Below are 26,527 nucleotides of genomic sequence, written 5' to 3'. Positions count from 1 at the left end.
GAGCAATCTAGATGAGGCCGCGTCCAAATGTCCATGGCCCCCGCGGGAGCTTTTCAATCGCGATCGCGTGACGCTCTTCGGTGCGCCGCGTACCATCGGCGAAGGACAGCCGGAGGTCTTACGATGCGCCTTTCTTCCTTCCGATCCGCGCAGTTCATCGCGGCAAACGCCGTCCTCGCGCTCGCCCTGCTCGCATGCGAGGGCGAGATCAAGGACACGAACCACGGAAGTGGTGGGGGAGCCGCCAGCGGCACCGGAAGCGACGGCGCAGGCGGCAGCGGAGGCATGGGCGGAAGCGGCGGCGAAGGCGGAAGCGGTGGCGTGGGCGGCGGCGGAGGCGGGGGCGGAAGCGGCGGCGGAGGCGGCGGAGGCAGCGGCGTCGAATACTCCGCGTCGAACCTGTTCACGCACGTCCCGCGGTTCATCGTCTTCAAGGCCGATCCCACGCGGAACGTCTGCTTCCGTCTCTTCGTCGAGATGGGCACGACCTCGACGATCGCAATCGAGGCCACGGACCCGTGGGTCATCTCGTATGCGGACGTGACGAACCAGGCGAGCGACTGCGCCACGCCGGGAGGTTTTCCCCCGCAACCGATGAGCTCCGCGCCCGCCGTCTCCGGCGGCGGAACGTTGGTGGTCGAAGGAACGTTCCCCTGCTCGATCTCGCTACACGGCGCGCTCACGTTCGACGCCCAGGCCCCGTGGGTCCCGATGAGCGAGCCGTTCGACGTCGACGCGCTTCCGGTCGAAGGCGGCTGCGGCTGAGCGTCAGCCGCCCGTGATCCCTTCTTCCGCGGCAAGCTCGAGCACGCGTCGGTTTTCCGTCACGCGTGACAGGAACCGCTGACGCGCCTCTTCGGTATCGAGGCGCGAAGCCATCCACGAGACGCGCTCACGCGCGGCGGCGAGCTCCACGCGCATCCGCTCGGAATCGCCCCCCGCGCGGAGCGCGAGCACGCGCGCGAGCCGCACGCCGATTTCGTCGGTGCCCATACGACCGATCGACGCGAGGATCGCCATCGCCGCCTCGGAATGCTCGAGCGCCGCGGGCACGTCGCCCTGCGCGAGCCGGATCAGGGCGAGCACGGAAAGCGCCATCGTGTCGTACCGGCGCATGCCCGCGAGCAGGCGGCGTGCCTCGAGCGCCTTCGCCGCCGCAGCGTCGAGCTCCCCCTGCGCGAGCAAGCAGCGGGCGAGCTTGATCCGCGTGAGGCCCCCGAGGCGCATGTCCCCCTGCGTGTCGAGATCCCGCTCGGCCTCGGAGAGCGTCACGAGCGCCTCGTCGTGCTGTCCGAGGACGTAAAGCGCGCCGCCGAGGCTCCCCCGCGCGGCCGAGAGGATCCGCGACAAACCGAGCCGGTTCGCCGCGGCGAGGAGCTCGTGGCAAAGCTCGCACGCGCGCTCGGCGTCGCCGAGGTCGATGAAAAAGAAACACGCGTCGAGGCGCTGCGAGCAGGCGCTCCGCAGATCACCCGCGCGCTCGAAGATCGCCGCGGCTTCGAGGAAATGCCGAGCCGTCGCGTCGTATCGCCACGCGCGGCTCGCGCGGCTCGCCGCGAGCACCTGGAGCAAGGCCTGCGTGCCGAGCTCGCGGCCCGAAGGATCTTCGAGGCAGGGCAGGATCCGGCGCAAAAGATCCTGCGAGACCTCGTATTGCCCGGCGATGAAGGCCTGGAGGCCCGCGCGGATGGCCGCCTGGATGTACGCGTCGCTCTGCTCGCCACGCGCGCCGAGCTCCGAGAGGTTTCCGCAAAGCGAGGCGAGCTTGTCCTGCGCGAGGCGCCTGCCCGCCGCGATCGCGAACGCCGAGGCGGCCTCGAACCAGCGCGGCGTGGCCGGTTCGAGCACGCGCATCGCCTCCTCGGCGAGCCGCTCGGCCTCCTCGAACGCGCCCTGCCAGTGCGCAGCCTCGGCTTTGAACGCGAGGCACTCCCCGAGGAAACGGCCCGCCGCCCCCCGCGCAATCCCCCGATCCACGTGCCGGTTCACGGCCACGAAATCGCCGGCTTCGAGCGCTTCCCGCGCTGCGCGATGATGGTGGACGACGGCGCGCTCGAGATCACTGCCTTGATCAAAATGTTCCGCCAGCACGGCCGCGCGTGTCTCGCCCGCGGCTTCGAGCCAGGCGCCCGCGAGCGCGTGCCCGACTTCGCAATCCGCGGGCGTGAGCATCGCATACGCCGCCTCCCGGAAGAGCGCGTGGCGGAAGCCGTACTCGCGTTCGTCCGGGAAACGCGCCTCGCGCCGCGCCTCTACGACCTCCCGATCACAGAGGAGCGAGATCCATTGCTCGACCTCCGCGGGGCCGAGCGCGTCGCCGACGAGCGCCGTGACCCCGCCGCGCCAGAACGTCTCGCCGAAGATCGAGGCCGCGCGCAGGATCCGCCGCGCCTCGAACGGCAACCGCTCGATGCGCGATTGCACCATCGCGAGCACGGTCTCCGGCAGCGTCGACGAGCCCGACGACTCGACCGCCGCGCGCGCCAGCTCTTCGAGAAACAGCGGATGCCCCGCGGCGCGATCCACGATGACCTGCACGTCTTCTTCCCGCGCCTCGTCGCCGAGGCTCCGCCGCACGAGCGTCGCCGCCGCCCGCCGCGACAGGCCCGAGAGGCGCAGGTGGTGCACCTCGCGCTCGGCGAAGATCCCTGGAAACAGCTCCAGCGTCTCTGGCCGCCCGAGCGCGAGCACGAAGAGCGGCGACGCGTGAAGGTTGCGGAGCAAACGATCGAGGAGTTTGACGGTGGGACCGTCGCCCCAGTGCAGGTCTTCGAGCACGAGGACAAGCGGGCGCGAGGTCGTGACGCCCTCCACGAGATCCTCGAACGCGAGCCGGATCTGATCCCCCATCAGCATCGGATCCCGGCGCGCCGCGCGGAGAAGCTCGCCTTCGTCGGCCCCGGGCCGAGGCGCCTCCACGAGCTCGCCGAGGAACGTGGTGAGGCGCTCTGCGTTTCCCGGCGCGACACGTGCATCGAGGAAGGCACACAGCGCGTCGTGACGAACCTCGGCCGGTGCTCCGTCGCGGATCTTCGCCGCGTCGCGGAGTGCGGATGCGATGAGGCCAAACGACGCGCCCGCGCTCAGCGGCTCGCCGCGCCCCACCCAGATCTCGACCGAGGTCTCGATGCGCCGAAACGACGCGAGGACCTCGCGCCCGAGCCGCGATTTGCCCGCCCCCGCCTCCCCCACGACGACCGCGGCCGCGGCGCGCGACTCGCCCACGACGTCCTCGAAGAGCCGCTCGATGTACCCGACCTCCCGCTCGCGCCCCACGAACGGCGTGGTCCGGCCCGCGAGCTGCCGCGAAGGTTCGCCCGACGGATCTTCGCCGACGAGCACATGCAGATCGCCAAGGCGCTCCAGCGCGAAACGCGCATCGAGCAGCCCACGTGTCGTCTCGTCGATGACGATGCCGGCCGTATCCGCAGGCGCGACGCGGAGCAGCGCGCCGGCACGCGCGGCCGCATCGGAGAACAGAGATCCCGCGCCCGCGCTCCCGCGCCCCGTCGTGAGCGCAAGCGGCCGCCCCGCCCCGAGCGCCCGCATCTCGAGCGCGCATCGCGCCGCCGCCGTGGCTTGATCCGTCGCGGCCCCGCGCCCCGCGAGCGCCACGAGGACCGTGCCGTCCCCGAGCGCCTCGATCCGCCCGCCGAGCGGCGCCGCCACGCGCGTGACCGCTTGCACGAGCTCGGGATCACGCCGTTCGAGCACGGTGTCGTCGAGCGGCGAGGTGCTCGGCAAAGGAGCCGCCGCGAGCAGCACGACCGACACGAGCCTGAGCTCCTCGCCGGTGAGCGAAGGCGGCCGCTCGGTCAGGACCGGTCGCGGCCCGAACCGGCTCGGATCGATCGCGGAGAGCGCCGTCGCGACCTCGCTCGCCGGACAGAGCCTCCGCTCGGGATCCTTCTCCAGGAGAGCCGCCACGAGCGCGTCGAGCTCGGGGGGCATGGACGGCGCGATCGCGCGGAGGCGCGGCGCGGGCTCGAAGAGGATCTGCGAGATCACGCCGAGGATGTGGTCTGTCGCGACGAACGGCTTTTGCCCCGTGAGGCATTCGAAGAGCAAGGCGCCGAGCGCGTAGAGATCGGCCCGCCCATCGACGTCACGCGCGCCGCGGATCTGCTCGGGCGCCATGTACGCGGGCGTGCCGACGAGCGCCCCCGTGAGCGTGGCCGTCTGCGTGCCCGTGACCCGCGCGAGGCCAAAATCGATGACCTTCACCCGCGCCGGATCCCGATCGACGAGAAAAACGTTGTGGGGTTTTACATCGCGGTGAACGACGCCGATCGCGTGCGCCGCTCCGAGCGCCTCCGCGACCGTGCGCGCGATCGTGAGCGCGTCCTCGGGCATGAGCGGGCCGCGCGTGATGCGCCGCGCGAGGTCCTCACCTTCGAGCCACTCCATCGCGAGCCATGGCCGCTCTCCGGGGAGCACACCGTGCCCGAGGCAAGCAACGATCGCGGGGTGCGAGAGGCGCTCGAGCGCGGCGACCTCCCGCTGGAATCGCTCCTCCGTCTGCGCGCCCGCCGAGCGGAGGACCTTGAGCGCCACGGGCGTCCCCGAGCCGATGTCCGTGGCTCGGTACACTTCCCCCATGCCGCCTTCGCCGGCGAGATGCTCGATCACGAATCGCTGCGCGACGACCGTGCCGGCTTGCATCGTCCATTCTTACCCGCCTTCGGGCGCTCGGGCCATCACGAGCACGCCCCCGACCTTCCCCAGGCGCTGAGCATGGTCTCATCTGGGAGGCGCTTCGCTGGGGCGTTGCCCCAGGCCCCACCCGGGGCTATCCGCCCCGGGACCCGGACCAGCGCAAGCGCTGGACCGTTTGTCGATGAACTGCGCGATGCGCAGTTCATCGAACAGGCCGACCCAACGAAGACAGCCGCGCTGCCCTTTTGATCAGCAACGCTGTCCCTGGTCTTGCCACCGGCCTGTGGAAGAACTGCGCACCGCGCAGTTCTTCCAACCCGAGTCCAGGGCTTGCCCTGGTTCGGGTCGAGGGGCGAACAGCCCCCGCGGGGTCCGGGGCGGCGCCCCGGCGCGGCGGCCCAAGAAGAGATCCACGCGCCGCGCCCCGTGCTTTGCAACGAGGCCCGCGCAAGTACACTCCCGGCCCCGAGGCGGTAAGCGAACGTGACGAACCCGGAAGAACCTAAAGAAGCCCGCGTGGTCGGCCTGAACCCCGTGGACTTCGTGCTCGCGCTGGTCGTCGCCTCGCTCGCGACGGCCCTCGTGCTCCTCGACCGGCTCGTGCTCCCGGCCTTCGCGAAGATGTACGGCGAGTTTGGCAGCGGCGCGGCCCTGCCGCTCGTGACGCGCGCCGTGCTCGGACACGTGACCCCGATCGGCGGAGCGGCCGGCGCGATCGCGCTCGCCGTGGCGGGAATGTTCGTGCGGAAGAGCGGCAGGGGCGGGATGGCGGTGGGCCTCTTCCTCGGCGGCATCGCGCTCGCCATCGGCGCGGTCGGCCTCTCGATGTACGGGCTCTACGCGCCGATGTTCGATCTCGCGGGGAAGGTAAAACCCTAGATCACCGGCGACGCTTGCGACGCGGGCGCTCTTCCTCTTCTTCGTCGTCGTCCTCGGGCTGCTCGCCGATCTCCTTATTGTACCGGCGCGCGGCGTTGGCTGCCTTCTGCGGATCGTCGATCGGATGCTCGCGCTTCGTCCGCGCGTAACCAGCCCAGGCGATGCCCCCGCCCACGAGGCCCACGAGGATGCCGCCCGTCGCCGCCGCCGTCGTCCACGTCGGGCGCGACTCCGTGCCATATTCGTCCTTCGTCGTGAGCGTGGACCCGAGGATGATCCCCGCGAGCATCGCTGCGCCGCCGACGATCGCGAGCCCGAGCCCGACCCGGTTCATGGTCACGCCGGTGGCGCGATAGTCGGCGATCCGTGCCGCCGCATCCGCGTCCCCCGCGATGCTGAAAAAGTCCTGATCGTCGATGGGTGTTTCGCCCTGAAAAACCTGCCAGCGCGTGACATCGTACGAACCGACCTGATTCTCGTAGAGCGACGACGTGCCCACGAGCCGGCCCGACGAATCGCGGTGCTGCACCTCGCCGACCTTCGCCTGCGTGACGTACGTGTGCGTCTCGGTCCGGACCTCGACGTTGAGCGGCTCGCCCGTGGACTCGGTGCCCGTCTTGGGCAGATGGGCGCAGCCCCAAGATCCCATGGCAAGGACCGCCACGACGGGAAACGCGCTCCACCCAATTTTTCGACGAGACTCGATCTGACTCATGGACCCTCCGACTTTCCGGGAGGAGACAGCACCGACGGAAGGCTGTCAACAGGTCCGCGAGAATGGCGTCAGCGCCCCAGCATCGCGCGGAGCGTCTCGTCGAGGTACCGCACCGCGAGCCCCACCGTCTGCCGCTGGCTCTCGGGGCGCGGGCCGAGCACGGGCGCGACTTCCATCACGTCCCCCGCCACGATCCCCACCTCGCGGCCGAGCCGCCGGATGAGCTCCACCACGAAATCCGGCTCGAGCCCGCCGGGCTCCGGCGTGCCCGTCGCGTCGGCGAATCGCTCGTCGGTCCCGTCGATGTCATTCGAGAAATAAACGCCCGTCACGCCCCCCGCTTTGAGGTGCGCGACGAGCGCGTCGAGCGTCGCCTCGGGTTTGGCAAGGCACTCCTCCGCCCAGAATTGCCGCACGCCGAGGCTCTGCTCCCAGTGGCCCCGCTCGTGCCGCGAGGCCCGCGTGCCGACCTGCACGAGCCGACCGTCACGCCCAAAAAGCTCGTTCGCGTGGTAGGACCAGGTCGCGAAGCACATGCGAATCCCGAGGCGCTCGGGCAAAAGATCGGTGTGCGCGTCGGGCTGCACGATGCCCCAGCGCTCCTTCGACGGCGGGCGAACACGCGCGAGCGCGGCGGCGACGGGCCAGGCCGTCGAATGATCGCCGCCGATGACGAAGGGTTTTACGGTGGGGTTCAACTGGAACACGAGATCGAGCGCGCGCTCGGCGATCGAGAGCGGCGAGACGGGCAGACGCTCGGCCACATCGGCGGGGACGTGCGGGTAGAGCGCCTTCCGGGAGGCGGACTTTTGCGCCTCGCTCAGCATGTCGTCCGAGAGGAGCTGCGGGACGACGAAGACGTCGCCGATGTCGACGACGCCGAGCTCGGCCGCGCGCACCGGAAAATCCGGCTGGTCTTCGAGCAGGCGCGCGCGGATCGCCTGGGGGCCGAGGTTCGCCCCGCGCCGGAAGCCCGCGCCGACGTCCGAGGGCACACCGAGGATCACGACGCGCGCCGCGCCGATCCGCGCGAGCGCTTCGAGGTGTTTTTCCTGCACGGCCTCGTCGCTCGTGACCTGATAGAGCGCGCGTTGCAGGGCGAGCTGCTCGGCGCGCCCGGTCGAGACCAGGTGCAGCCCGCCTCCCGCGGGCCGGAGGAGAACGGCGAGCTCTTCGATCGGCGTCATGGCGCGGCTAGCGTAGGCCAGAAGGCGCCGGCGCGCACTTCGCTCAGCGCGCCTCCGCGGCCCCGCGCTCCGTGACGAGCACGACCTTGCCCTTCACGCGCCGCTCGGCCATCGCGGAGAGCGCCGCGCTCGCCTGTTCGAGCGGATAGGTCTGCTCCACGTGCGGCCGGATGCGACCGTCCCGCACCCACCCGAAGAGCTCGGCGAGCCCCTCGCGATATCGCTCGGGCTCCCGCATCGTGAACGAACCCCAGAACACGCCGACGATCGAGCAACCCTTCAGCAACGTGAGGTTCAGCGGGATCTTCGGGATGTCGCCCGCGGCGAACCCGACCACGAGGTAGCGGCCGCGCCAGGCCATGGCGCGCAGCGCCGGCTCGGCGAACGAGCCTCCGACGGGATCGTACACGACGTCCGCGCCGTTCGGCGCGAGCGCCTTCAGCCGCGCCTTGAGGTCTTCCCGGCTGTAATTCACGACCTCATCGGCCCCACGCGCCCGACAAACCTCGAGTTTGTCGTCGCTCGAAGCGCAGGCGATGACACGCGCGCCGAGGAGCTTGCCGATCTCGATCGCGGCGACGCCCACGCCGCCCGCCGCGCCAAGCACGACGAGCGTCTCGCCAGCCCGGAGCGCTGCCCGATCGACGAGCGCGTGATGCGTCGTCCCGTACGCCACGAGCAGCGTCGAGGCCGTGACGAGATCGATCCCGTCGGGCACCTTGATGACCTGCCCCTCGCCCAGCGCGACCTCCTCGGCGAAGCAGCCGTACGGAGCCCAGGCGACCACCCGATCGCCGACCGCGAGCGACGTCACGCCGCTGCCCACGGACGTGACGATCCCAGAGACCTCGCCGCCCGGTGAGAAGGGCAGGCTCGGCTTGAACTGGTACTTGTCCTGGATGACGAGGAGGTCCGGGAAATTGACCGACGCCGCATGGGCCGAGACGACCACCTGGCCCGCGTCGGGCGTGGGGCTCGGGAGATCCTCGACGACGAGCGATTCGGGCGGCCCGAAGGCCTTGCAAAGGACGGCTTTCATCGTGTGTTCGTGGTCCTTCTAGAACATCGTTCGGCGCGACGGAACGATGTTTTGACGAAGACCGTCCCTTCCGCCGGAGCGCCCGCGGCCCACCAGGGCGTGAGGTCGAGCACCGCGGCCGCCGCCCTGAAAAACTTCCTTATCCTTCCTCGTCAGGTCATGGTCGCCCCTCACCTCGTGGCCCGAAGCTCTCACGGGTGCATTGGAGGGTTCATGGTCCGGGCGGCAAGTCGCAAGGGCCGAAGCCTTGCTGCTCGGGCCCCAAGGCTCCATTTCGAGAATGGGAGTCCCGTGTGGAAGGGGCCGTCATGAGCAACGGTGCAGAGCGCGATTTTTGTGGAGCCATGCTCTCGGCGACCGACAAGGCGTTCATCCGGCAGCAGTACCCGTGACGCGTGGGGAGGAGGTTGCCATGGCAAAGAATGATTGGGCCATCGTGGTGGGCATCTGGCGTTACCACCCCGATATCGGAAACCTGGAAGGCCCGAAGAACGACGTCGACGATTTCATCGCCTGGCTGACCGATCCCAGGGGCGGCAACGTCCCCGCGGGCCACATCACGAAGGTCCTCTCGCCGGCCCGGCGCAAGCCAATGTCATCCGCCGGGGCCCAGCCCAGCCACGCTACCGTCGAAAAGGAGATCAACGACAAGCTACGCAAGAAGTTCGGGAAAGAAAATCGCGCCAAGAAGGGCGGACGGCTGTATGTCTATGTGGCCGGTCACGGTTGTGCGACACGGGAGCCCAGCGGCCGCGATTCGAAGATCCTCTTGACCGCGGACGCGACGAATGACGATGTCAAGCACGTCAGTGTCCCGAACACCCTGCAGGCGTGTGTCGTCGATCCTGGCTTCTTCGCGGAGGTCGTCCTCTTCATGGACTGCTGCGCGACGCCCTTGACGTCGGTCTTCGCCGCGTTGCCGACGTGCGCACGCAGGCAGCCGCCCGGCGGCTCCGGCACTCCGTTCGTTTTCCTGCACGCGGCCCCATCGGGCCGGCAGGCGCGCGAGGTCGAAATCGGCGGCAAAACGCGCGGTATCTTCACGCACGCGCTCCTCGCGGGCCTCCGCGGAGGCGCGAGTGACAAACATGGCGTCATCACCGCCCACGCGCTCTACGACTACGTGCACAGCAACATGAGGAAATTACTCCCCCCCGAAATGCGCGAGAGCGGCAATCCGGACATCTCTCAGATCCCCGAGTTCACCCTATTCCCTACCAAGCCCGCGTTGAGACTCCGACTTGCGCACGCCCCGCAGACGAAGTTCAAGGTTGAAATCCACGTGGGCAAGGCAGACGTCGGCAAAAAGCTGCGGGTGCTCGGCGGCTCGCTCGACGTCGTCTCCAAGCGGGTCGCCGAGGCCGAGGTCGTGGAGGAGCGCCTCCCTGCGGGGCTTTACATGGTCGAAATCGGGGAAGGGAAGGCGACGCGGTCGGAGGTGTTCGAATTGCCCGGTTTTTCCGAGACGGGTGACGCGAAGGTCACCTTCGACGGAGCGTACCATGGGGTCCGCGTCGGGGACCGCCTCGGGGTCTCGCAGAAAGATCCGGCGAGGCTCTCCCTCATCGACGCCTCCTACGGGCTCGACACCGTCCTTTCCCGGGGGCGCGACGAACCCCTGACCCAGCAGGGGCTCTTCAAGGTTCAGGCGTTTATCGGCAACCAGATCCGGGAGAGTTACCTCGTCGTCTGGCCCAAGGGGGCCAAACGGCGGAGTGCCGGGCAGCAGCCCTCGAAGGGACCCTACGTCGTGTCGGAAGTGGCGGGCGTGAGCTCGGCGCGTCGAGACCCGGCGTTCGGATACAGCTTCGGCACCGCGGGGCTCCCCATCCCCTCCCCCGCGCCGCTCGCGGAGACCACCGCTCCCCCTTTGTACCGCACCCACGCAGCGCGCGAGAGCCGGACCCCGACCGTGAAGATCGGGCGCGGGAGCTCGCTCTTCGTGTGCGTGCGAGATACCCTCACGGCCAAGCCCGCCCCGGCCGAGCCCGTTCCCCATCCCGCCGCTGGCCTCCAGCTGCACGATATCGAGGGTCGTTTGCTCGTCGATTTCGAGCGCGCGTCCAAGCGGGGGCCCGAAGAAAAAGCGCCGTGGACGACGTGCACCGTCGAGCTCGACCCCGGGGTCTACCGCCTCTCCGTCGAGACGCCGGTGGGCACGTTGAGCCAGACCGTGATCGCGACCCGCGGCCTCCAGACCCAAATCTTCCTGTTCCTCCGGGATTACGGCGACGCGCCCGGCAACCGACGCGCGGATCTGCAAGGCGCCGCAATCTTCCTCGGCCAGGCAGGCTTCGAGCCCGAACGATCGGACCTGCGCAAAACCGAGCTCGTGCGGGTCGCCCTGCGGGAACGAGGTGCCGAGGTCGACGCTGAGGTCCTCCGAGACTTGCTGAAGCAAAGCAGGGCCGAACCGATGCTCCAGATCATGGGCGCGCACCTTTTGCTCTCCCGCGGAGAGCCGATGGAGGACGAACGCACTCTGCTCGCCCGCGTCCTCCGGCGATTGCGCCAAAAGCTCGGCGAGCACCCCGACGTGACAGCCCTCGCGCTGCGCGTCGAAGGAGCCACGGGGCGTCCGCGATTCTCGGTGCCGCCCATGCTCCTCGAAAGCTGGCTCGCCATCCGCGAGGCAAGCCAGAAGCGCCCGGCCATCATCCCGGCCAAATCGCTGCTGGCGCAGGTCAAGAATCATTTCTGGGGGTTTGGGCCCGTCCTCGTCTGGCAGGAGGCGCCGCGCGCCCGTCGGCGCCATACGCGCAAGCGCGCCGCCGAACCTCGGTGAGAGAGGACGCGATGCGTCCCCTCAAGGCGGGCGATCAAGGCGCGAACTTGCGGATCCAGGCGTTGTAGCCCTGATCCGTCGTGAGCTCCGTGCCCACGACGAACACCTCGGAGGCGTCATTCGTGGTGATCCCCTCACCGTAATCGGCGCCGTCCCCCGTGCCATTGTGCACGTTGGTCCAGAGCTCGTTGCCGGCGGAATCGTACTTCCGGGTCCAGATGTCCGTCGAGAGCGAGGGGGTCACTTCGTAGCCCGTCACGACCACGTTGCCGCTCGGGTCGCTGGCCACAGCGTAAATCTGGTCCGGGCCCGCGGGGATCTGGCTCGAATGGGTCCGGGTCCAGAGCTCCTGCCCGTTCGGATCGTACTTGCGCAGCCAGGCGTCGAGGCCGAAGTTCGTGGTCTCGGCGCCGCCGACGAAGAGGTTTCCATCCGGAGCGACCGCGACCGAGAGCGCGTAATCGTCGTTGTGAAGCGCGCCGTCGTAGGTGCGTGTCCACACCTCGGTCAGATCGCCTCCGCCCTCCTGCAGCTTGGTCAACACAACGTCCGTGAAGCCTGCCTCGTTCGTGAAGTAGCCGGCGAGGTAAATGAAAACGCCGTGGATCGCGATTCCCTGCGCCGAGTCGGTCCCGTTGCCTGGCCCGTCCGTGTGCCGCTGCAACACGATCTCGCCGGTTTGACTGGACAACTTCAGCAAAGTGAACTCGCTCCCCCCGGCGTTCGTCGCCATGCCCCCGGCGACGTAGAGGTGGCCCCCGCCCGGCATCGCCACGCCCCACCCGTAATCGTAGCCATGGGCCTCGCCGTCGAAGCTCCGCGCCCACATCTGCTCGCCGCTCGTGTCGTACTTGCGAGCGATGAGGTTCGTCGTCCCGTCGGCCAAGGTCTCGTACCCGACGGCGTACACGTTGCCCGCCGGATCGACCGCGACGCCGTAAATCCCGTCGTCGAGGCCCGCCGCCCCGTCGATTTGCCGATACCATATCGGGTTGCCCTGCGGATTGAGCTTGGCAACGAGCCCGTCGTAGTGACCCGGGTTGCCTGCAACCCCCACGATCCCGCCGACGATGAGGTTTCCCTTGTTGTCCAGCCGGATGCTCGTCAACTCCTCGCCTGTCGACCCCGGGACGCCCTGGCTTTCCGTGTAGAGCACCGTGCCCGAGAGGATGCAGTCGTGGTTGCAGCCGTCGCCGTCGACCCCGTTGGCGTCGTCGCACGCCTCGGCGGCCGCGAAGACGAACCCGTCGCCGCAGAACGCCGCCTCGCAGCTGGTCTTGCACGCGCCGATGTCGCTGTTCAGCGCGCCGTCGTCGCACTGCTCGCCCGCGTCGAGGATGCCGTCGCCGCAGAAACCCATGGTGCCGCCGGAGCCGCCGATGCCGCCCACGCCGCCCACGCCCCCGACGCCCCCGATCCCTCCGGTGCCGCCGAAGCCCCCCGTGCCTCCGTTCCCGGCAAACCCTCCATCGCCGTCCGAACCGCCGTCGCTGGTGCCGGGGACCGATCGGCCGCAACCGCTGGCAGCCGCAAAACTGGCGAGGAAGAGGGCAAGGATCGGCGTCGTGGTAAGTCGCAGTGCCATGGTATGCCCGACATTTGCCACGGGGACCGTGCTGCCACAAGGGCCGATCCGTGGGCCCGGGACGCGTCTTCCCGCGTCCCGGGCCGTGTCGCCCCATCCTGCCTCAGAACGGCATCTCTTCGAGCATCTCCGTTTTCCGCGGCGGCGCGCCGTTCCGCTTACGCGGAGGACGGGCCGGCGCCGCGGGCTCCGGCACGGCCTCCGGCTCCTCCTGCGACAGCGGCATCTCCATCGGCGCCACTTCGTCGTCCGCGTCGCGCCGCAGCGCCCCCGCATGCTCACGGTGCGCCGCCGGCGAGGGCCCGCCCGCGAGGCAGATGTCGCGCGCGTGCACCTCGGTCTTGTACCGCTTCTGCCCGTCCTTCTCGTAACTCGACGTGCGCAGCGTCCCCTCCACGAGCACGCACGATCCCTTGGCCAGCACCCGCGAGAGCCCCTCGGCGCGCGGGCCGAACACGACCACGCTGTGCCACTCGGTCCGCTCCGTGAGCTCGCGGTTCCGGTCGAGGAACGATTCGTTCGTCGCCATGCGGAATTGCAACACCGCCGTCCCGCTGCCCGCATACCGGAGTTCCGGATCCGCGCCCAGATTGCCGAGAAGTACCACCCTGTTCATGCCGTCGCTCATGTCGTCCTCCGCTTTCGTCTCTGTTGATTCGAATGGTTTTTCCTGAAATGTGGTGTCAGGCCGCCTTCTCCGCCGGCCGCGCGCCCACGCGCGCCTCCGAGCCCGCGATCACCGCGGCGCGCAGGGTCGAGAAGAGCCGCTCGTTCGTGAGCAGCGTCTCCCGCGCGCGCTCGCGCCCCTGCCCGAGGTGCTCGCCGCTGAAGGAAAGGTGCGCCCCGCTCTTCTCGACGATCCCGATCTGGCAGCCGTAATCGATGAGGTCCGAGGCCGCGTCGACACCCGTCCCCCAGCGGATGTCGAACTCGGCCTCGCGAAAAGGCGGCGCGAGCTTGTTCTTGACCACCTTCACCCGCGTCCGCGAGCCCACCGCCTCGTCGCCGACCTTCACCGGCCCGATGCGGCGCACGTCGAGCCGTACGCTCGCGTAAAACTTCAGCGCATTGCCGCCCGTCGTGGTCTCGGGGTTGCCGAACGTGACCCCGATCTTCTGCCGGAGCTGGTTGATGAACACGAGCGTCGTGCCCGTGCGGTGCGCGATCGCGGTGAGCTTGCGGAGCGCCTGGCTCATGAGCCGCGCCTGCAGCCCCATGTGCGCGTCGCCCATGTCGCCCTCGATCTCCGCCTTGGGCACGAGCGCCGCGACGGAGTCGACCACCACGATGTCGACCGCGCCGCTCCGCGTGAGCGTCTCGGCGATCTCGAGCGCCTGCTCCCCGCAATCCGGCTGCGAGACGAGCAGCCGCTCCGTGTCGACCCCGACGGCGCGCGCATAACTCACGTCGAACGCGTGCTCGGCGTCGATGAAGGCCGCGACGCCGCCCGCGGCCTGCGCCTCGCGCATCGCGTGCAGGGTGAGCGTCGTCTTGCCGCCGCTCTCCGGGCCGTAAATCTCGACGATCCGGCCGCGCGGGTAGCCTCCGATGCCGAGCGCCGCGTCGAGGGCCATCGACCCCGTGCCGATGACCCTCACGTCCGTCTCCGCCTCGTCCCCGAGCGACATGATCGCCCCTTTGCCGAATTGCTTCTCGATCGAGCCAACGACCGTCTTCACCGTCCGCATCTTCTCCAAGAGCTCCGTCATCATCGGTAAAACCGCCTTTCTTGCCCGTTACTTCGACCGCCGTAGAAACCAGTTGCTAAGAAAAATCGTTTTTCCGGGTCGGCGAGCGCCGAGCCGCCGCGCCGTCGCGATCGAGCAGCCGCGCCTGGATCGCCTCGGCCACGTGGTTCGCCCGCACGGCGCCGCCGCCGTCGAGATCCGCGATCGTCCGCGCCACGCGCAGCACCTTGCCGTACGCCCGCGCCGAGAGGCCGAGCCGCTCCACCGCTTGCCCGAGGATCGCCCGGCCCGCCGCGTCCGGCGCCGCCACCCGCTCGACGTCGCGCGGGCCGAGCTCCGCGTTCGTCGGGGCGCTCGCCTCGCCCGCCTCCCGCCGCGCCGTCTGGATCGCCCGCGCCGCGATCACGCGCCGCCGCACCTCGGCGCTCGCCTCCCCGCGCTCCTTGCCCGCGAGGTGCGAGACGTCCACCGGCGGCAGCGGCACCTGCAAATCGAGCCGATCGAGAAGCGGCCCGGACAAACGCGCTCGATAACCCCGCACGCGCTCGGGCGTGCAAGCGCAGCGGCGCTTCTCGTCCCCGAACAAACCACACGGGCACGGATTCACCGCGGCGACCACGAGCGGCCTCGCCGGGAACGTCACGCGGCTCTGCGCGCGGCAAATCGTGACGAGGCCGTCTTCGAGCGGCTGCCGCAGCACCTCGAGCGCGCTCCGCTTGAATTCGAGCAGTTCGTCGAGAAAAAGGCAGCCGTGGTGCGCGAGCGAGACCTCGCCCGGGCGGATCGGATCGCCCCCGCCCACGAGACCCGCGGGGCTCACGGTGTGGTGTGGCGCGCGAAACGGCCTCGCCTGCGCGAGGCCTCGATCCGAGGGCAAGAGCCCCGCGACCGAGTGGATCGCTGTCACTTCGAGGGCCTCGTCGTACGAGAGCGGCGGCAAGATCGTCGGAAGCCGCCGCGCCAGCATGGTTTTCCCCGCGCCCGGCGGGCCCATCATCAGGAGGTTGTGCCCACCCGCCGCCGCGATCTCGAGGGCACGCCGCGCCACGTGCTGGCCTCGCACCTCCGCGAGATCCACGGCCGCCTCCGCGAGGTTTGGCGCGAGCGACGGACGCGGCCCGGCCGACGGGAGATCCCCTTCCCCCGCGAGCGCCGACACCACGTCGCCGAGGTGCTCGGCCACGAGGACCTCGAGCCCCGGCACGCTCGCCGCCTCGGCCCCGTTGTGCCGCGGAACCACAGCGCGCCCGAGCCCCCGCGCCGCCGCGCCGCGCAGCGCTGGCAACACCCCACGCACGGGCCGGATCGCGCCCGTCAGCGACAGCTCGCCGAGGAACGCGAGCCCGCGCAGCGCCTCGCCTGGCACCTTGCCGAGCGCGCCGAGCACCGCCATCGCGATCGCCAGATCAAAGGCGCCGCCGCTCTTGCGTAGATCGGCCGGCGCGAGGTTCACCGTGATCACGTGCTCGTCGAGGGCCACGCCGATCTGCGAGAGCGCCGACCGCACGCGCACGCGGCTCTCGCGTACGCTCGCCTCAGCGAGCCCGACGAGCTGGAACGACGCCGGACCGCGGCCGGAGTCCACCTCGACGCGCACGGGAGACGCGTCGAGGCCCACGAGAATGAAGGTCAGGGCCGTCGCCTGCATGCACGCCCTTTTTGCGAGCGCCGTGCCGGGCCGAGAAATGCGGAAAACCTGGGTTTTTGGGCGGCGGGGGGTGGCGGCGCGGATTTCCGCCTGGCGGCCGCCGGGGGTCCCTCCTTCGCGGCGCGCGTGGTAGGGTCGTCGCCGATGGGGCGTCGCCTCGTTCGATCCATGGCCGCGCTCGGGCTGGGAGCGCTCGTGCTCGCGGGATGCGACCGCACCTCCCGCGTCCACGTCGAGGGGCGAATCCAGCTCCCCGCGCACACCGACGCCGCGCTCGTGGTCCCGCTCGAAGGCGCGAAAGGCGCATTCTCCGTGGACACGTCGGGACGGTTCGTCGGGACGTACGGCGCGCTCCATGTCCATCCGGACCACATTCCGCTGCTCGTCCACGTCCCCAGCCATCGCCCGGTCGTGCTCGTGCCCGGCCGTGATTTTCGGATCGAGGAGCAGGACGGCTCGTTCCACGCCGCGATCGATCTCGATCCGGCCCGCGCGCGTTTGCCGCGTCCCCTCGCGCTCGCGTGCACGACCGAGTCCTGCACCGCGGATTTGCCTGTGGAGGCGAAGGCCTGCGTCTCCACGGTCGTCGTGCTCGACGGCACGAAGACCACGCTCGTCACGCCCGGCACCCAGCGCCGGGAGGACGGCGGCACGCGCCTCCTCGCGTTTTTCCCGCTGCCGCGGCAACGCTCACGTTCGCTCGTCGTCGTGAGTACATGCGGCGACGAGGCCTACGTCTCGGAGGTCGCGACCTTCGACGGCCCTTGAGACGGCTCGTCCGAGCGGTACACTCCGCGCGATGCATCGAAGGCGTTCGTCAGGTACGCTCCTCGCCGCCGCCGCGCTCGTGTTTTTCACCGCATGCCGCCGCGACGAGAGCGCCGCGCCGGCCGACGCGGGAACCGACGCCTCTCCGCCGGAAACCACGTCCACGGCCGCCATCCCCGCGCCTCCGCCGCCCGACCTCGCGGTCGCACCCGACGTGCCCTCCGATCGCTCGTTGCCGGCGACCGAACCCCGGCGTTTTTTGGTCAAACGGCTCGAGGACGACCCGCATCTCTCCCACCATCGTGACGCCGTCCTCTCGCATTTCGGGGCGAACGTGGGGCTCCCGCTCTCCTTGCAGGTCGAGACGCTCCCGGGCGATCGGCGAGCGCTCCTGATCGAGGATTCGTCGCAGCCCGACAAACCTCTCGTGCTGGTCGTCGCCGCGGACGGCACGCGGGCGTGGGCCAAGGAAATGCCGCTCGCGGGGATCGTGCCGGGCGTGCGGGAAGTGACCGTGGTGCGCGGCCCGGATTCGTCGGTCGGCGTGGCCTTTTGTGATGCGGAGGGTGAGCTCGCGGCGCTCCGCGCGTGGACCTCGGAGGGCGGGATCTTCGCCGATTACGAGGCCCTCGAGATCCCCCATTGCGAGGCCCTCTCCGCGCTGTACTGGCCAGGGCACGGGCACGTCATCGTGGCCGCGGGTGAGGGGGAGGCACGCGCCGCGCGGATCGACGAGCGTGGCATGCGCGCGTGGGGCCGCTCGGGGCTCACCCTGCCGTGGAAGCCGGATCCGGGCGCGGCGGTCGTGATCCTGGTCGATACGGAGGATACGTTTGTCCTCGTCGGCGCGGGCTCGGCGGAAAGGCCCACGACGCGGCGGGAGGAGGCCGTGTTCGCCATGCGGTACGACGAGCGCGGCAAAGAGCTCTGGCCCGCGCCCATCGCGGTGGGGCGGCCCTCCGGAAAGGCGCCGAAGCGCCCCACGGCGCGCGTGATCACGACCGGCAAGATGGAAATCGAAATGACGGAGGGATCCACACGGCGAAGGCTCGAGCTTTCGTCCGAGGGGACCGTGATCGTCTTGCCCGAGCGGCGCTGAAGGGCCCGGCCGGCCGGAAGCGATACCGCGACGTCGCGACGTCCGAAACGAGGGAACCATCCGCCCCCATCGTTGGTGGTACGCGGCGACGTTTCATCACACGACGTTGCGACGTTGCGACGTCGCGACGTTCGAAATGCGGGAACCATCCGCGCCCCACGTTCGTGGTACGGCCGGACGTTTCATGATGAAGGGACAAGCAACGCACCGCATCACCGTCGAGTTGCTGGAAGCGGCAGCTCGGGGCGACAGGGTGGCGGGGGGCACGCTAGCGGATTTCATCCACGGGTGGGTCCACAGCGTCCTCCACGCCGGCCCCGACGTCGACGACGCGGCCCAGGAGGCTTTCATGGCGGTCATCGTGGCTCTGCGCACGCACCAGTACGACGCGTCCGTCGAGGACAAGCACGCGTGGGTCGTCAAGATCGCGGTGCGCAAGGCGATCGACGTGCGTCGGAGGCGGGAGAGGGAGCGGGAGCGGCAGGTATTCGAGGGTCCGGGCGCGGACGACGCCACGGCCCCGGCGAGCACGGACCCGATCTCGCGCATCGAGCAAAGGCAACGCGCCGAGCGCGTGAACGACGTTGTGAAGGCCCTCCACGAGACGGATCGCGCGCTCCTCTTGCTCCGATACCACGAGGACCTCAGCTACGAGGACATCGCGCAGGCGCTCTCGATTCCGCTCGGGACCGTCAAATCGCGGCTCTCACGGCTTATCGAAAAACTCAAGCTCGAGCTCGGGAGCAAGTTATGAAGCGCTCGCAGGCGAGGAAGCAACAAACCCCGGCGCCCGCGCCGAAAAAGGGGTTCGCGAAGCTCATCACGCTCTTCGTCCGCCCGCGCAACGACGTCCGCGAGGCGGCGGCCAAGAAGCGCGCCGAGCCGCAGGCGCCGCGCCCGATGCCCGCGTCGTTGGTCCTGCCCGCGCTCCCGCCGAGCGACGCGCCGGAGCCGACGCCGGCCTCCGAGCCGAGCCTGCGCTCGGTGCTTTCGGCGCTCGCGCCCGACCCCGACACGCGGGCGCCGGAAGCGCTGCGCGAGAAGCTCGTGACCTGGGCCGAGGAGACGTCGGATCCATTCCCCGGGGAGCTCGATGTCGTCCTCGAAGCGCTCGCGCCACGCGTCCCGGCGCCCGCGCCCTTGCGGGAACGCCTCGTCGCGTGGGCCGAGGAGACGGCCGAGCCCGAGGCCGCCGCGCCCGCGCCGCTCGACACCGCCGCGGCGGAACCTCCGTCGCTCTGGAACAAGCTGCGCCGCCTCGCCCGTGTCCTTTTGGAGCGGCTCCGCAAGGCTTCGCGCGGCGCGCGGTGACGTTCTCCGCTACGCTCTGGCCCAGCCATGCACCCCGACGGGTATTTCGCGCTTGTCCTCGATCCGCCCTCCGCCGAGATCCTCCAGCGGCGCTTCTGCACCTTACCCCGCCCGCTCGCCCATCATTGCACCCTGCGGTACGGCACGAAAAACCCGGCCGATCTGCCGCCTCCTTTCACGGCGAGCGACCTCGGCCGCACGTTCACCCTCGCTGTCACGGGATACGCGCGGCGGGACGACGGCGGGGTCGAGGCCGTGGTCGTGGGGCTCCTCCTCGCTGACGGGAGGCTCCTCGAACATGGTTTTACCGAGAATGCCATTCCGCACGTGACCGTCGCGACGGACGGCGTCACGGAACCGGCGACCGCGAATGACCTGCTCCGGGCCGGCTTCGAGCGAATCGCCGGGCCCCTGCTCCTCGCGCGGCTCGAACACACGTGGGCGTCGTCGAGCCAGGAGGATCCGCGGGGCGCCTGATCACTTCCGCAGCTTTTGCAGCGCCGTCCGGGCCCGCGATCGATACCCCTCCACCTCGGTCCCGAGGCCGGCGATCCGCGTGCGGAGCTCCTTCACCCGCGCTTCCTTCTCCAGGATCTGCTTCGTGAATTTCTCCCCGTCGTCCTTCGATTGCGCCGCGGCCAGGTAGCCCCGCAGCCGGCCGAGATCCTGCACGAGCTCGTCGAGATCCGCCCTTCGTTTCGGGAGCAGGCTCTCGCGCGCCTCCGCGTCCGTGAGGTGTTTCGCCGCTTCTTCGAGCGCGGTTCGCTGCGCCGCGGGCAATTTCGGCGCGGCCGCCATGGCCCGGAGCGCCCGCGGGTTCAGCGTAGGGATCGCCGTCCGCCGGGACAGACCCTCGTCGGCCTCGATACGCCGCACCTTCTTCGATCGCGGCTCGCTCGCGAACACCGCGAGCGGCTTGTTCGACACGACGTCGAAATCGAGCTCGTCCGCGCCGTTCACGGTCGCGTTGCGCACGAGGTCGAGGTACAAGAAGACCGTCCGCGCCCCGCCGCTCCGGTTCTCGACCGTGTAATCGACGCGCGTGTGCCGGATGAAATGCTCGACGAGCTCATCCCCCTGGTACTCGACGAGCTGCACCTCGTCCGTGACCAGCATGTTGTTTTGCGTGAGCTCGACGTCGATGTCCGTGCCGAACACGAGGAAGCGGGTCTCGCTGGGCTTCAGGCGGTCGATCTGCGCCTCGCCTGCGAAACCTCCGTCGGCGAAGAACGAAATGGGGCCCGCGGGCAAGGTCTGCTTCGTGTCGTTCTTGATGCGCGCCGCGCTCCGGCCGACGCCGCCCCCGCTTCCAAACAACACGATCCGCCGCGCGGAGACCGATTGCTGCAAAAACGGCAGGAGCGCCGATCCGTGCGCCCGGAGGTCGATCGGAACGGGCATCGAATACCGGAAGAGCGCGCCCGCTTCCATGCCCTCCGCCTCGGCCACCTTCGCGAGATCCCCCACGGAGAGCACCGTGCTCGATCCCTGATCGCTGCCCGTACCGCTCCCGTGCCCGATCGTGCCGACCGATCCGAGCCCGAGGGCCCCCTCGCCAGTCCCGCCCCCGCCCGCGCCGTAGCCCGAGAGGCCGAGGCCGCCGGCGCCGGCGCCGAACGTATCGCCGATCATCTCGCTCCACATCGCGTCCGCGGTCTGCAGGACGAGCTGCGGGATCGTGGAGAGCGGCTCGCTTGGCGTGAGGAGCTCGCGGCGCGTGTAGCGCGGGGCCGCAAGCGGATACAGGAACGAATCGGGGCGGCCGTTGACGAGCTCGATCTTTACCTTCTTCCACTCCTCGTCTGTGTCGTTGTGGACGAGCGCCCAGCCCTGCAGCGTGCCGCGTTGCTCCTTGTCGCTGAGCACCATCCGGTACGTCGAGCGCCACACCGGCGCCTCCGCGACATACCCGAGCGTCACGTCGGACGTGCTCTCGGCGAGCACCCGCAAATCACGCCGCGCCGACGCGCCTTGAGGCGAGGCCACGGACGCGCTCGCGCCGAGGCGCGCGCCTTGGGAAGGATCCGTGGGTTTGACGCCGACTACGTCGGACAGGAAAAACTTGCGGATCTCGGCCTCCGTCGTGAGGACGAGCAGCGTCGTCTCTTTTCGCGGCACGCACCGGGCGGGCGCGCCCTCGCCTTGCTTCTTCGCCCCCTCGTCCTCGGCGACCGGTACGCACGGGCCCGGCTCGTCGTCGCTCGGGTCGAGCACGTCGACGAGTTTTCCTTTCACGGTCTCGCGCGCCGTGCGGAGCTCGATGCCGCTGCCCTTCAGGCTGCGGAGCAGGTTCGCGTGCGTCACGGGGCCCGATCCGTCGGGCAAACCCGCGAGCGCCCGGCCTTTCTCCACGCTGATGCTGCTCGCGAACTCGACGCCCGCGACGCTCGTCTTCCCGTCGGTCCCGAGCACGACGAGCGTCTTCAGCGCGTCGTCGAGGTGCGAGACCGGCACGGGCAACGCGAGCCCGGCATCACGGGCGACCCTGCCCGATCGCTCGAAGTAGCCGACCCCCGACTCGTAGAGTCGCACGGTCTTCAAAGGGAGCGGCGGCTTCGGCGTGGTCTGCGCCAGGGCGTGCCCGCTCGTCGCGAGCAGCGCGGTCACAAGAATGGCGGAAAAGTGGCGGGGAATCGAAAGCATCGAATGGGCCTCGGGGTTTCTGGGCGGCGGGGGCAGGGACACGCCATGCCGGCCCGAGTTCCCCGAAATCTCCGGAGCTCCTTCCCGGGGCGACCGCGCCGCGTGCGCCCGGGCGGGAACGTGGTAATGACGCGGCACGCATGCAGCGATACAAGACGGTCCTGTTTGATCTCGACGGCACGCTGATCGACTCGATCCGCCTCATCCTCGACAGTTATCATCACACGTTCGCCGTCCACGGCCTGCCGCCGTGCCAGGACGACGTGCTCCTCCGCGGCGTCGGCACGCCCCTCAAGACGCAGCTCGCCGGCTACTCCGACGATCCCGAGGCCGTGCTCGCGATGATCGAGACGTACCGGGCCTACAACCTCGCGCACCACGACGCGTGCGTGCGGCCCTACCCCGGCGCGGTCGCCTGCGTCCGCGCGCTCGCCGAGGCGGGCGTCAAGATCGCGATCGTGACCAGCAAGAACCGGCACAGCACCGAGCGTGGGCTCGACGTCTCGGGGCTTTTGGACGCGTTTTCGGTGCTCGTCTGCTCCGACGACGTGACGAACCCGAAGCCGCACAAGGAGCCGGTCGATCTCGCCCTCGCGCGGCTCGGATCCCGGCCCGAGGAGGCGATCTTCGTGGGCGACAGCCTGCACGACATGCACGCCGGGCGCAGCGCCGGGGTCGCGACGGGCGCCGCGCTCTGGGGCCCGATGTCGCGCGCCCACCTCGCCCCGTCCGAGCCCTCGCACTGGCTCGAAAAACCCGAGGACCTCGTCTCGATCGTCCTGGGTTGAAGATTTTCAAGCCAAACGAAAACTGATTCCTGGGGGAGTGCCGGACAGCGTTCAGGGTTTCCCCGACGACGGATTCCTGCACCACATCCTCCGCCTTTCGAAGTAAATACGGAGCGACGCGGGACATACGGATCCATTAGCGTCGCTGTACCCGGACCTGTTCGGGTGTCCTCCCTCGAGAAATGATGCAACTACCGCCCCCTGACGGAGCGTGTTCGACTACGGCCGATTGCCTCCGCGGGGGGGGAGAAATGGGCGCCCTCATGCGGGCGCACGATTGGCGAGGCACGGCCGTGGGTGCGCCCGCGGCCTGGGATCGCAGCCTGAAGACGGCGATCCAGATGATCCTGGGCGCCCGGCACCCCATGTTCGTCTGGTGGGGACCGAAGCTCCTCGACTTTCACAACGACGCCTACATCCCCATTCTCGGCCAGAGACACCCGACCGCCCTCGCGCGGCCGGCCTCCGAGGTATGGTCGGAGGTCTGGCATATCATCGGCCCCTGGGCGGAGGCGGTTTTACGTGAGGGACGCTCGCTCTCCGGTAGCGAGGTCCTCCTGCCCGTCGATCGGAATGGGTACACCGAAGAGGCGTATTTCACGTATTCGTACAGCCCCATCAACGACGACAGCGGGGCCATCGCCGGCGTGTTTTGCGCGTGCTCCGAGGAAACGGGCGAGGTGCTCGGGCGCAGGCGCCTGCAAAACCTCGGCGCGCTCGGCGCCGCGATGCTCGGCGCGCGCTCGCCGGTCGAGGTTTGTCAGACGGCGGCAACGCACCTCGCCGAGAATCGAAACGACGTCCCCTTCGTTTTGCTTTATCTGCTCGACGAGACCGGCGCCGTCGCGCACCTCGCGGGGATGTCCGGTTTGCCTGCGGATCACCGCGCGTGCTTTACGCCGTCGCCCGAGGACGCGGAGGGGCCCTGGCCGCTCGGCGAGGTCAAGGCACGTCGCCGTGGGATCGTCCTCGACGACGTGCGGAGGCGCATCGGAGAGCTTTCGTGTGCGCCGTGGGCCGAGCCGATCGAGCAAGCGATCGTGCTGCCCATCGAGGATCATGGCCTCGGCCGGATGGCCGGCGCGCTCGTCCTCGGCATCAGCCCGAGGCTGCGGCTCGACGCCGAATATCGCAATTACCTGGAGCTCGCCGCGGCCCAGATCGGCAGCGCGCTGACGAACGCCGGCGCCCTCGAATCCGAGCGGCGGCGCGCCGAGGCCCTCGCCGAGCTCGATCGGGCCAAGACCACGTTTTTCAGCAACGTGAGCCACGAGTTCCGGACGCCGCTGACCATGATGCTGGGCCCGCTCGAAGAGCTCGCCCTGGGTGATCCGGCGCTCACGGACGCGCAACGCGTGCACGTCGAGCTCGCGCAGCGGAGCGCGGAGCGGCTGCTCAAGCTCGTGAAGAGCCTGCTCGATTTCGCGCGTATCGAGGCGGGGCGTTTCGACGCCTCGTTCGTCGCGACGGATCTCTCCCGGATGACCGGCGAGCTCGCGGCCACGTTCCGCTCGGCGATCGAGCGCGCCGGGTTGCGGCTCGGGATCGATTGCCCGCCGTTGCCCGAGCCGACGTACGTCGACCACGACATGTGGGAGAAAATCGTCCTCAACCTGCTCTCGAACGCGCTCAAATTCACGTTCGACGGCGAGGTCGTGGTGTCGCTGCGCCACGCCGGGGATCGGGTGATCCTCACGGTCCGGGACACGGGCACCGGGATCCCCGCGGCCGAGCTGCCGAGGATTTTCGAACGATTCCACCGCGTGCACGGCGCGCGGGCCCGGACGCACGAGGGCGCCGGGATTGGCCTTTCGCTCGTGCAGGATCTCGTTCGCTTGCACGGCGGCGCTATCGAGGTCGAGAGCGAAGTCGGGCGCGGCAGCACGTTCCAGATCAGCATGCCCACGGGCACCGCGCATTTGCCGGCGGATCGTATCGGCGCGCCGCTCTCGCTCGCCTCCACGGCGATCGGCCCGGCGCCATTCCTCGAGGAGGCCCTCCGCTGGCTGCCCGCGCCCGACGAGCACGTGCTGCATTTCTCCGCGACAAGCGAGCCGGACGTGCGCGAAGCAGCGCCACGCGCGCGGCTCCTCGTGGTGGACGACAACACCGACATGCGCGGGTACCTGCGGCGACTCCTGGCCCCGCGGTGGGACGTGACGGCGGTGCCCACCGCAATGGCAGCGCTCGCGGAGGCGCGGCTCTCGCCCCCGGACCTCGTGCTCTGCGACGTGATGATGCCGGGCATGGATGGATTCGCGCTCCTGCGCGAGCTCCGGCAGGACCCGCGGACGTCCTCCATTCCGATCATGATGCTCTCCGCGCGCGCGGGCGAGGCGGCGCGGGTCGAGGGCCTCGACGCCGGCGCCGACGATTACCTCATCAAGCCTTTTTCGGCCCGCGAGCTCGTCGCGCGTGTCGCCTCCCAGATCTCGCTCTCGCAGGCCCGATCGCAGGCGAAATCGCGCGCCGAGGCGGCGAGCCGCGCGAAGGACGAGTTCCTCGCGATGCTCGGCCACGAGCTCAGAAACCCGCTCTCCCCCATTCTCACGGCGCTCGAGCTCATGCGGCTCCGCAATGGCTCCGCGCTCGAACGGGAGCGGGCCGTCATCGAGCGGCAGGTGCAGCACCTCGTGCGGCTCGTGGACGATCTGCTCGACGTCTCGCGAATTGCGCGTGGCAAGATCGAGCTGCGGCGCCGCCCCCTCCCGCTCGCGCAGGTGGTCGCGAAGGCCCTCGAGCAGGCGAGCCCGCTGATCGAGCAGCGCGGCCATACCTTGCACGTCGCCGTGCCGGAGGAGGGGCTCGTCGTCGACGTGGACGAGATGCGCCTCGCGCAGGTCGTCGGAAACCTCCTGGCGAACGCCGCAAAGTACACCGAAAAGGGGGGCCACGTGGAGGTCTCGGCCTTTCGGGAGGGCGAATGGGCCACGCTGCGCGTGAGGGATTCGGGGATCGGCATTTCGCACGAGCTCTTGCCGCACATTTTTGATCTCTTCGTGCAAGGGGGCCGGTCGATCGATCGGAGCGAAGGAGGCCTCGGGCTCGGCCTCGCCATCGTGAAAAACCTGACGGAGTCGCATGGCGGGCGCATCGAGGCGCGAAGCGCGGGCCCGGGACGCGGCAGCGAATTCATCCTCCGCTTGCCGCTCGCCGCGTCGAAGACAGCCCCGCCGCCGCGCGCCTGGGAGGAGCGGCCCATGGGCGCGGCGTCCGCGTCGTTGTGTCGTGTGCTCGTCGTGGACGACAACCAGGACGCCGCCGTGCTGCTCGCGGAGGCGCTGCGCGCGACCGGCTACGAGACCCGCGTGGCGTTCGACGGTCCGAGTGGCCTCGAAATCGGACGAACCTTCCGGCCCGAGATCGCGGTGCTCGACATTGGCTTGCCAGTGATGGATGGATACGAGCTCGCCGAGCGCCTGCGCGAGCTCTCGTCGCCGCCCCTGCGCCTGCTCGCGCTGAGTGGATATGCGCAGCCGGGGGATCGCGACCGCACGCGCGCGGCGGGGTTCGACGAGCACCTCGTGAAACCCGTCGACATGAAGACGCTCCATGCGGCGCTCTCGGGCGTGCGGCCGCGGCACGAGGGCCAGGGGTAGGCCCCTCTCCGTAGCGCTGGCCGCGCTTCGCCGGGGCGCTGCCCCGGACCCCGCGGGGGCTGTCCGCCCCTCGACCCGGACCAGGCACGGCCTGGACCGAGGGTGGAAGAACTGCGCGATGCGCAGTTCTTCCAACG

The 26,527-nt window shown here is 69.7% G+C and carries 19 protein-coding genes; 10 read left to right on the top strand and 9 right to left on the bottom strand.

From position 1 onward, the window contains the following. The first annotated feature begins 123 nt into the window (after window positions 1–123). Window positions 124–765 (top strand): hypothetical protein, encoded by a 642-nt coding sequence (locus KEG57_RS50780; protein WP_272428098.1) that lies wholly within the window; start codon window positions 124–126, stop codon window positions 763–765. A 3-nt stretch (window positions 766–768) separates the two neighbouring features. Here KEG57_RS50780 and KEG57_RS50775 read toward each other — a convergent pair whose 3' ends face one another. Further along, window positions 769–4,662: a serine/threonine-protein kinase gene (locus KEG57_RS50775; protein ID WP_272428099.1), complete on the bottom strand. Its 3,894-nt coding sequence runs from the start codon at window positions 4,660–4,662 to the stop codon at window positions 769–771. A 477-nt stretch (window positions 4,663–5,139) separates the two neighbouring features. Here KEG57_RS50775 and KEG57_RS50770 point away from each other — a divergent pair, with 477 nt between their 5' ends. Further along, window positions 5,140–5,535 carry a hypothetical protein gene (locus KEG57_RS50770; RefSeq protein WP_272428100.1) on the top strand — a complete coding sequence of 132 codons (396 nt, stop codon included), beginning with the start codon at window positions 5,140–5,142 and terminating at the stop codon, window positions 5,533–5,535. Window position 5,536: 1 nt separating this feature from the next. On the opposite strand, the gene KEG57_RS50765 is transcribed toward KEG57_RS50770, so the two are convergent. The 3 genes from KEG57_RS50765 to KEG57_RS50755 all read right to left on the bottom strand — a co-directional run bounded on the left by KEG57_RS50765 (window position 5,537) and on the right by KEG57_RS50755 (window position 8,476). Then, window positions 5,537–6,184, bottom strand: coding sequence for a hypothetical protein (locus KEG57_RS50765; RefSeq protein WP_272428101.1), 648 nt, complete (start codon window positions 6,182–6,184; stop codon window positions 5,537–5,539). 134 nt (window positions 6,185–6,318) lie between these two features. Next, the gene (locus tag KEG57_RS50760; protein WP_272428102.1) at window positions 6,319–7,437 is read right to left on the bottom strand and encodes an arginase family protein; all 1,119 of its coding nucleotides are present in this window, start codon (window positions 7,435–7,437) and stop codon (window positions 6,319–6,321) included. Between the two features lie 43 nt (window positions 7,438–7,480). Beyond that, window positions 7,481–8,476, bottom strand: coding sequence for an NADPH:quinone oxidoreductase family protein (locus KEG57_RS50755; protein WP_272428103.1), 996 nt, complete (start codon window positions 8,474–8,476; stop codon window positions 7,481–7,483). A 412-nt stretch (window positions 8,477–8,888) separates the two neighbouring features. Between KEG57_RS50755 and KEG57_RS50750 the strand changes: the two genes are divergently transcribed. Continuing rightward, window positions 8,889–11,261, top strand: coding sequence for a caspase family protein (locus KEG57_RS50750; protein WP_272428104.1), 2,373 nt, complete (start codon window positions 8,889–8,891; stop codon window positions 11,259–11,261). 34 nt (window positions 11,262–11,295) lie between these two features. Here the strand turns inward: KEG57_RS50750 and KEG57_RS50745 are convergent, their stop codons facing one another. From KEG57_RS50745 to KEG57_RS50730, 4 genes are all read right to left on the bottom strand, one after another. Continuing rightward, window positions 11,296–12,846 carry a hypothetical protein gene (locus KEG57_RS50745; RefSeq protein ID WP_272428105.1) on the bottom strand — a complete coding sequence of 517 codons (1,551 nt, stop codon included), beginning with the start codon at window positions 12,844–12,846 and terminating at the stop codon, window positions 11,296–11,298. A 103-nt stretch (window positions 12,847–12,949) separates the two neighbouring features. Then, window positions 12,950–13,474 carry a single-stranded DNA-binding protein gene (locus tag KEG57_RS50740; protein WP_272428106.1) on the bottom strand — a complete coding sequence of 175 codons (525 nt, stop codon included), beginning with the start codon at window positions 13,472–13,474 and terminating at the stop codon, window positions 12,950–12,952. Between the two features lie 55 nt (window positions 13,475–13,529). Then, entirely contained in the window at window positions 13,530–14,558 is a 1,029-nt protein-coding gene (gene recA / locus KEG57_RS50735) for a recombinase RecA (RefSeq protein WP_276074900.1), read from the bottom strand. Between the two features lie 52 nt (window positions 14,559–14,610). Further along, window positions 14,611–16,182 carry a YifB family Mg chelatase-like AAA ATPase gene (locus KEG57_RS50730; RefSeq protein ID WP_272428107.1) on the bottom strand — a complete coding sequence of 524 codons (1,572 nt, stop codon included), beginning with the start codon at window positions 16,180–16,182 and terminating at the stop codon, window positions 14,611–14,613. Window positions 16,183–16,326: 144 nt separating this feature from the next. On the opposite strand from KEG57_RS50730, the gene KEG57_RS50725 reads away from it, so the two are divergent. The 5 genes from KEG57_RS50725 (at window position 16,327) to KEG57_RS50705 (ending at window position 19,837) form a co-directional block, all read left to right on the top strand. After that, window positions 16,327–16,950 carry a hypothetical protein gene (locus KEG57_RS50725; RefSeq protein WP_272428108.1) on the top strand — a complete coding sequence of 208 codons (624 nt, stop codon included), beginning with the start codon at window positions 16,327–16,329 and terminating at the stop codon, window positions 16,948–16,950. Between the two features lie 31 nt (window positions 16,951–16,981). Then, window positions 16,982–18,049 carry a hypothetical protein gene (locus KEG57_RS50720; RefSeq protein WP_272428109.1) on the top strand — a complete coding sequence of 356 codons (1,068 nt, stop codon included), beginning with the start codon at window positions 16,982–16,984 and terminating at the stop codon, window positions 18,047–18,049. 184 nt (window positions 18,050–18,233) lie between these two features. Beyond that, window positions 18,234–18,803: an RNA polymerase sigma factor gene (locus KEG57_RS50715; RefSeq protein ID WP_272428110.1), complete on the top strand. Its 570-nt coding sequence runs from the start codon at window positions 18,234–18,236 to the stop codon at window positions 18,801–18,803. After that, the gene (locus KEG57_RS50710; RefSeq protein WP_272428111.1) at window positions 18,800–19,360 is read left to right on the top strand and encodes a hypothetical protein; all 561 of its coding nucleotides are present in this window, start codon (window positions 18,800–18,802) and stop codon (window positions 19,358–19,360) included. The genes KEG57_RS50715 and KEG57_RS50710 overlap by 4 nt, the downstream gene beginning before the upstream one ends. Window positions 19,361–19,387: 27 nt before the next feature. Beyond that, the gene (locus KEG57_RS50705; RefSeq protein WP_272428112.1) at window positions 19,388–19,837 is read left to right on the top strand and encodes a hypothetical protein; all 450 of its coding nucleotides are present in this window, start codon (window positions 19,388–19,390) and stop codon (window positions 19,835–19,837) included. Here KEG57_RS50705 and KEG57_RS50700 read toward each other — a convergent pair whose 3' ends face one another. Beyond that, window positions 19,838–22,003: a hypothetical protein gene (locus tag KEG57_RS50700; RefSeq protein WP_272428113.1), complete on the bottom strand. Its 2,166-nt coding sequence runs from the start codon at window positions 22,001–22,003 to the stop codon at window positions 19,838–19,840. It abuts the gene before it with no gap. 140 nt (window positions 22,004–22,143) lie between these two features. Between KEG57_RS50700 and KEG57_RS50695 the strand changes: the two genes are divergently transcribed. Together KEG57_RS50695 and KEG57_RS50690 are read left to right on the top strand one after the other, a co-directional pair. Next, window positions 22,144–22,791 (top strand): HAD-IA family hydrolase, encoded by a 648-nt coding sequence (locus tag KEG57_RS50695; protein WP_272428114.1) that lies wholly within the window; start codon window positions 22,144–22,146, stop codon window positions 22,789–22,791. A gap of 263 nt (window positions 22,792–23,054) precedes the next feature. Further along, complete coding sequence (locus KEG57_RS50690; protein ID WP_272428115.1) at window positions 23,055–26,390, top strand: ATP-binding protein; 3,336 nt, start codon at window positions 23,055–23,057, stop codon at window positions 26,388–26,390. Window positions 26,391–26,527 lie beyond the last annotated feature (137 nt).

Source organism: Polyangium jinanense (assembly GCF_028435365.1).
Note: the sequence above shows the minus strand (reverse complement) of the source record. Positions and strands in the feature narration are given on the sequence as shown.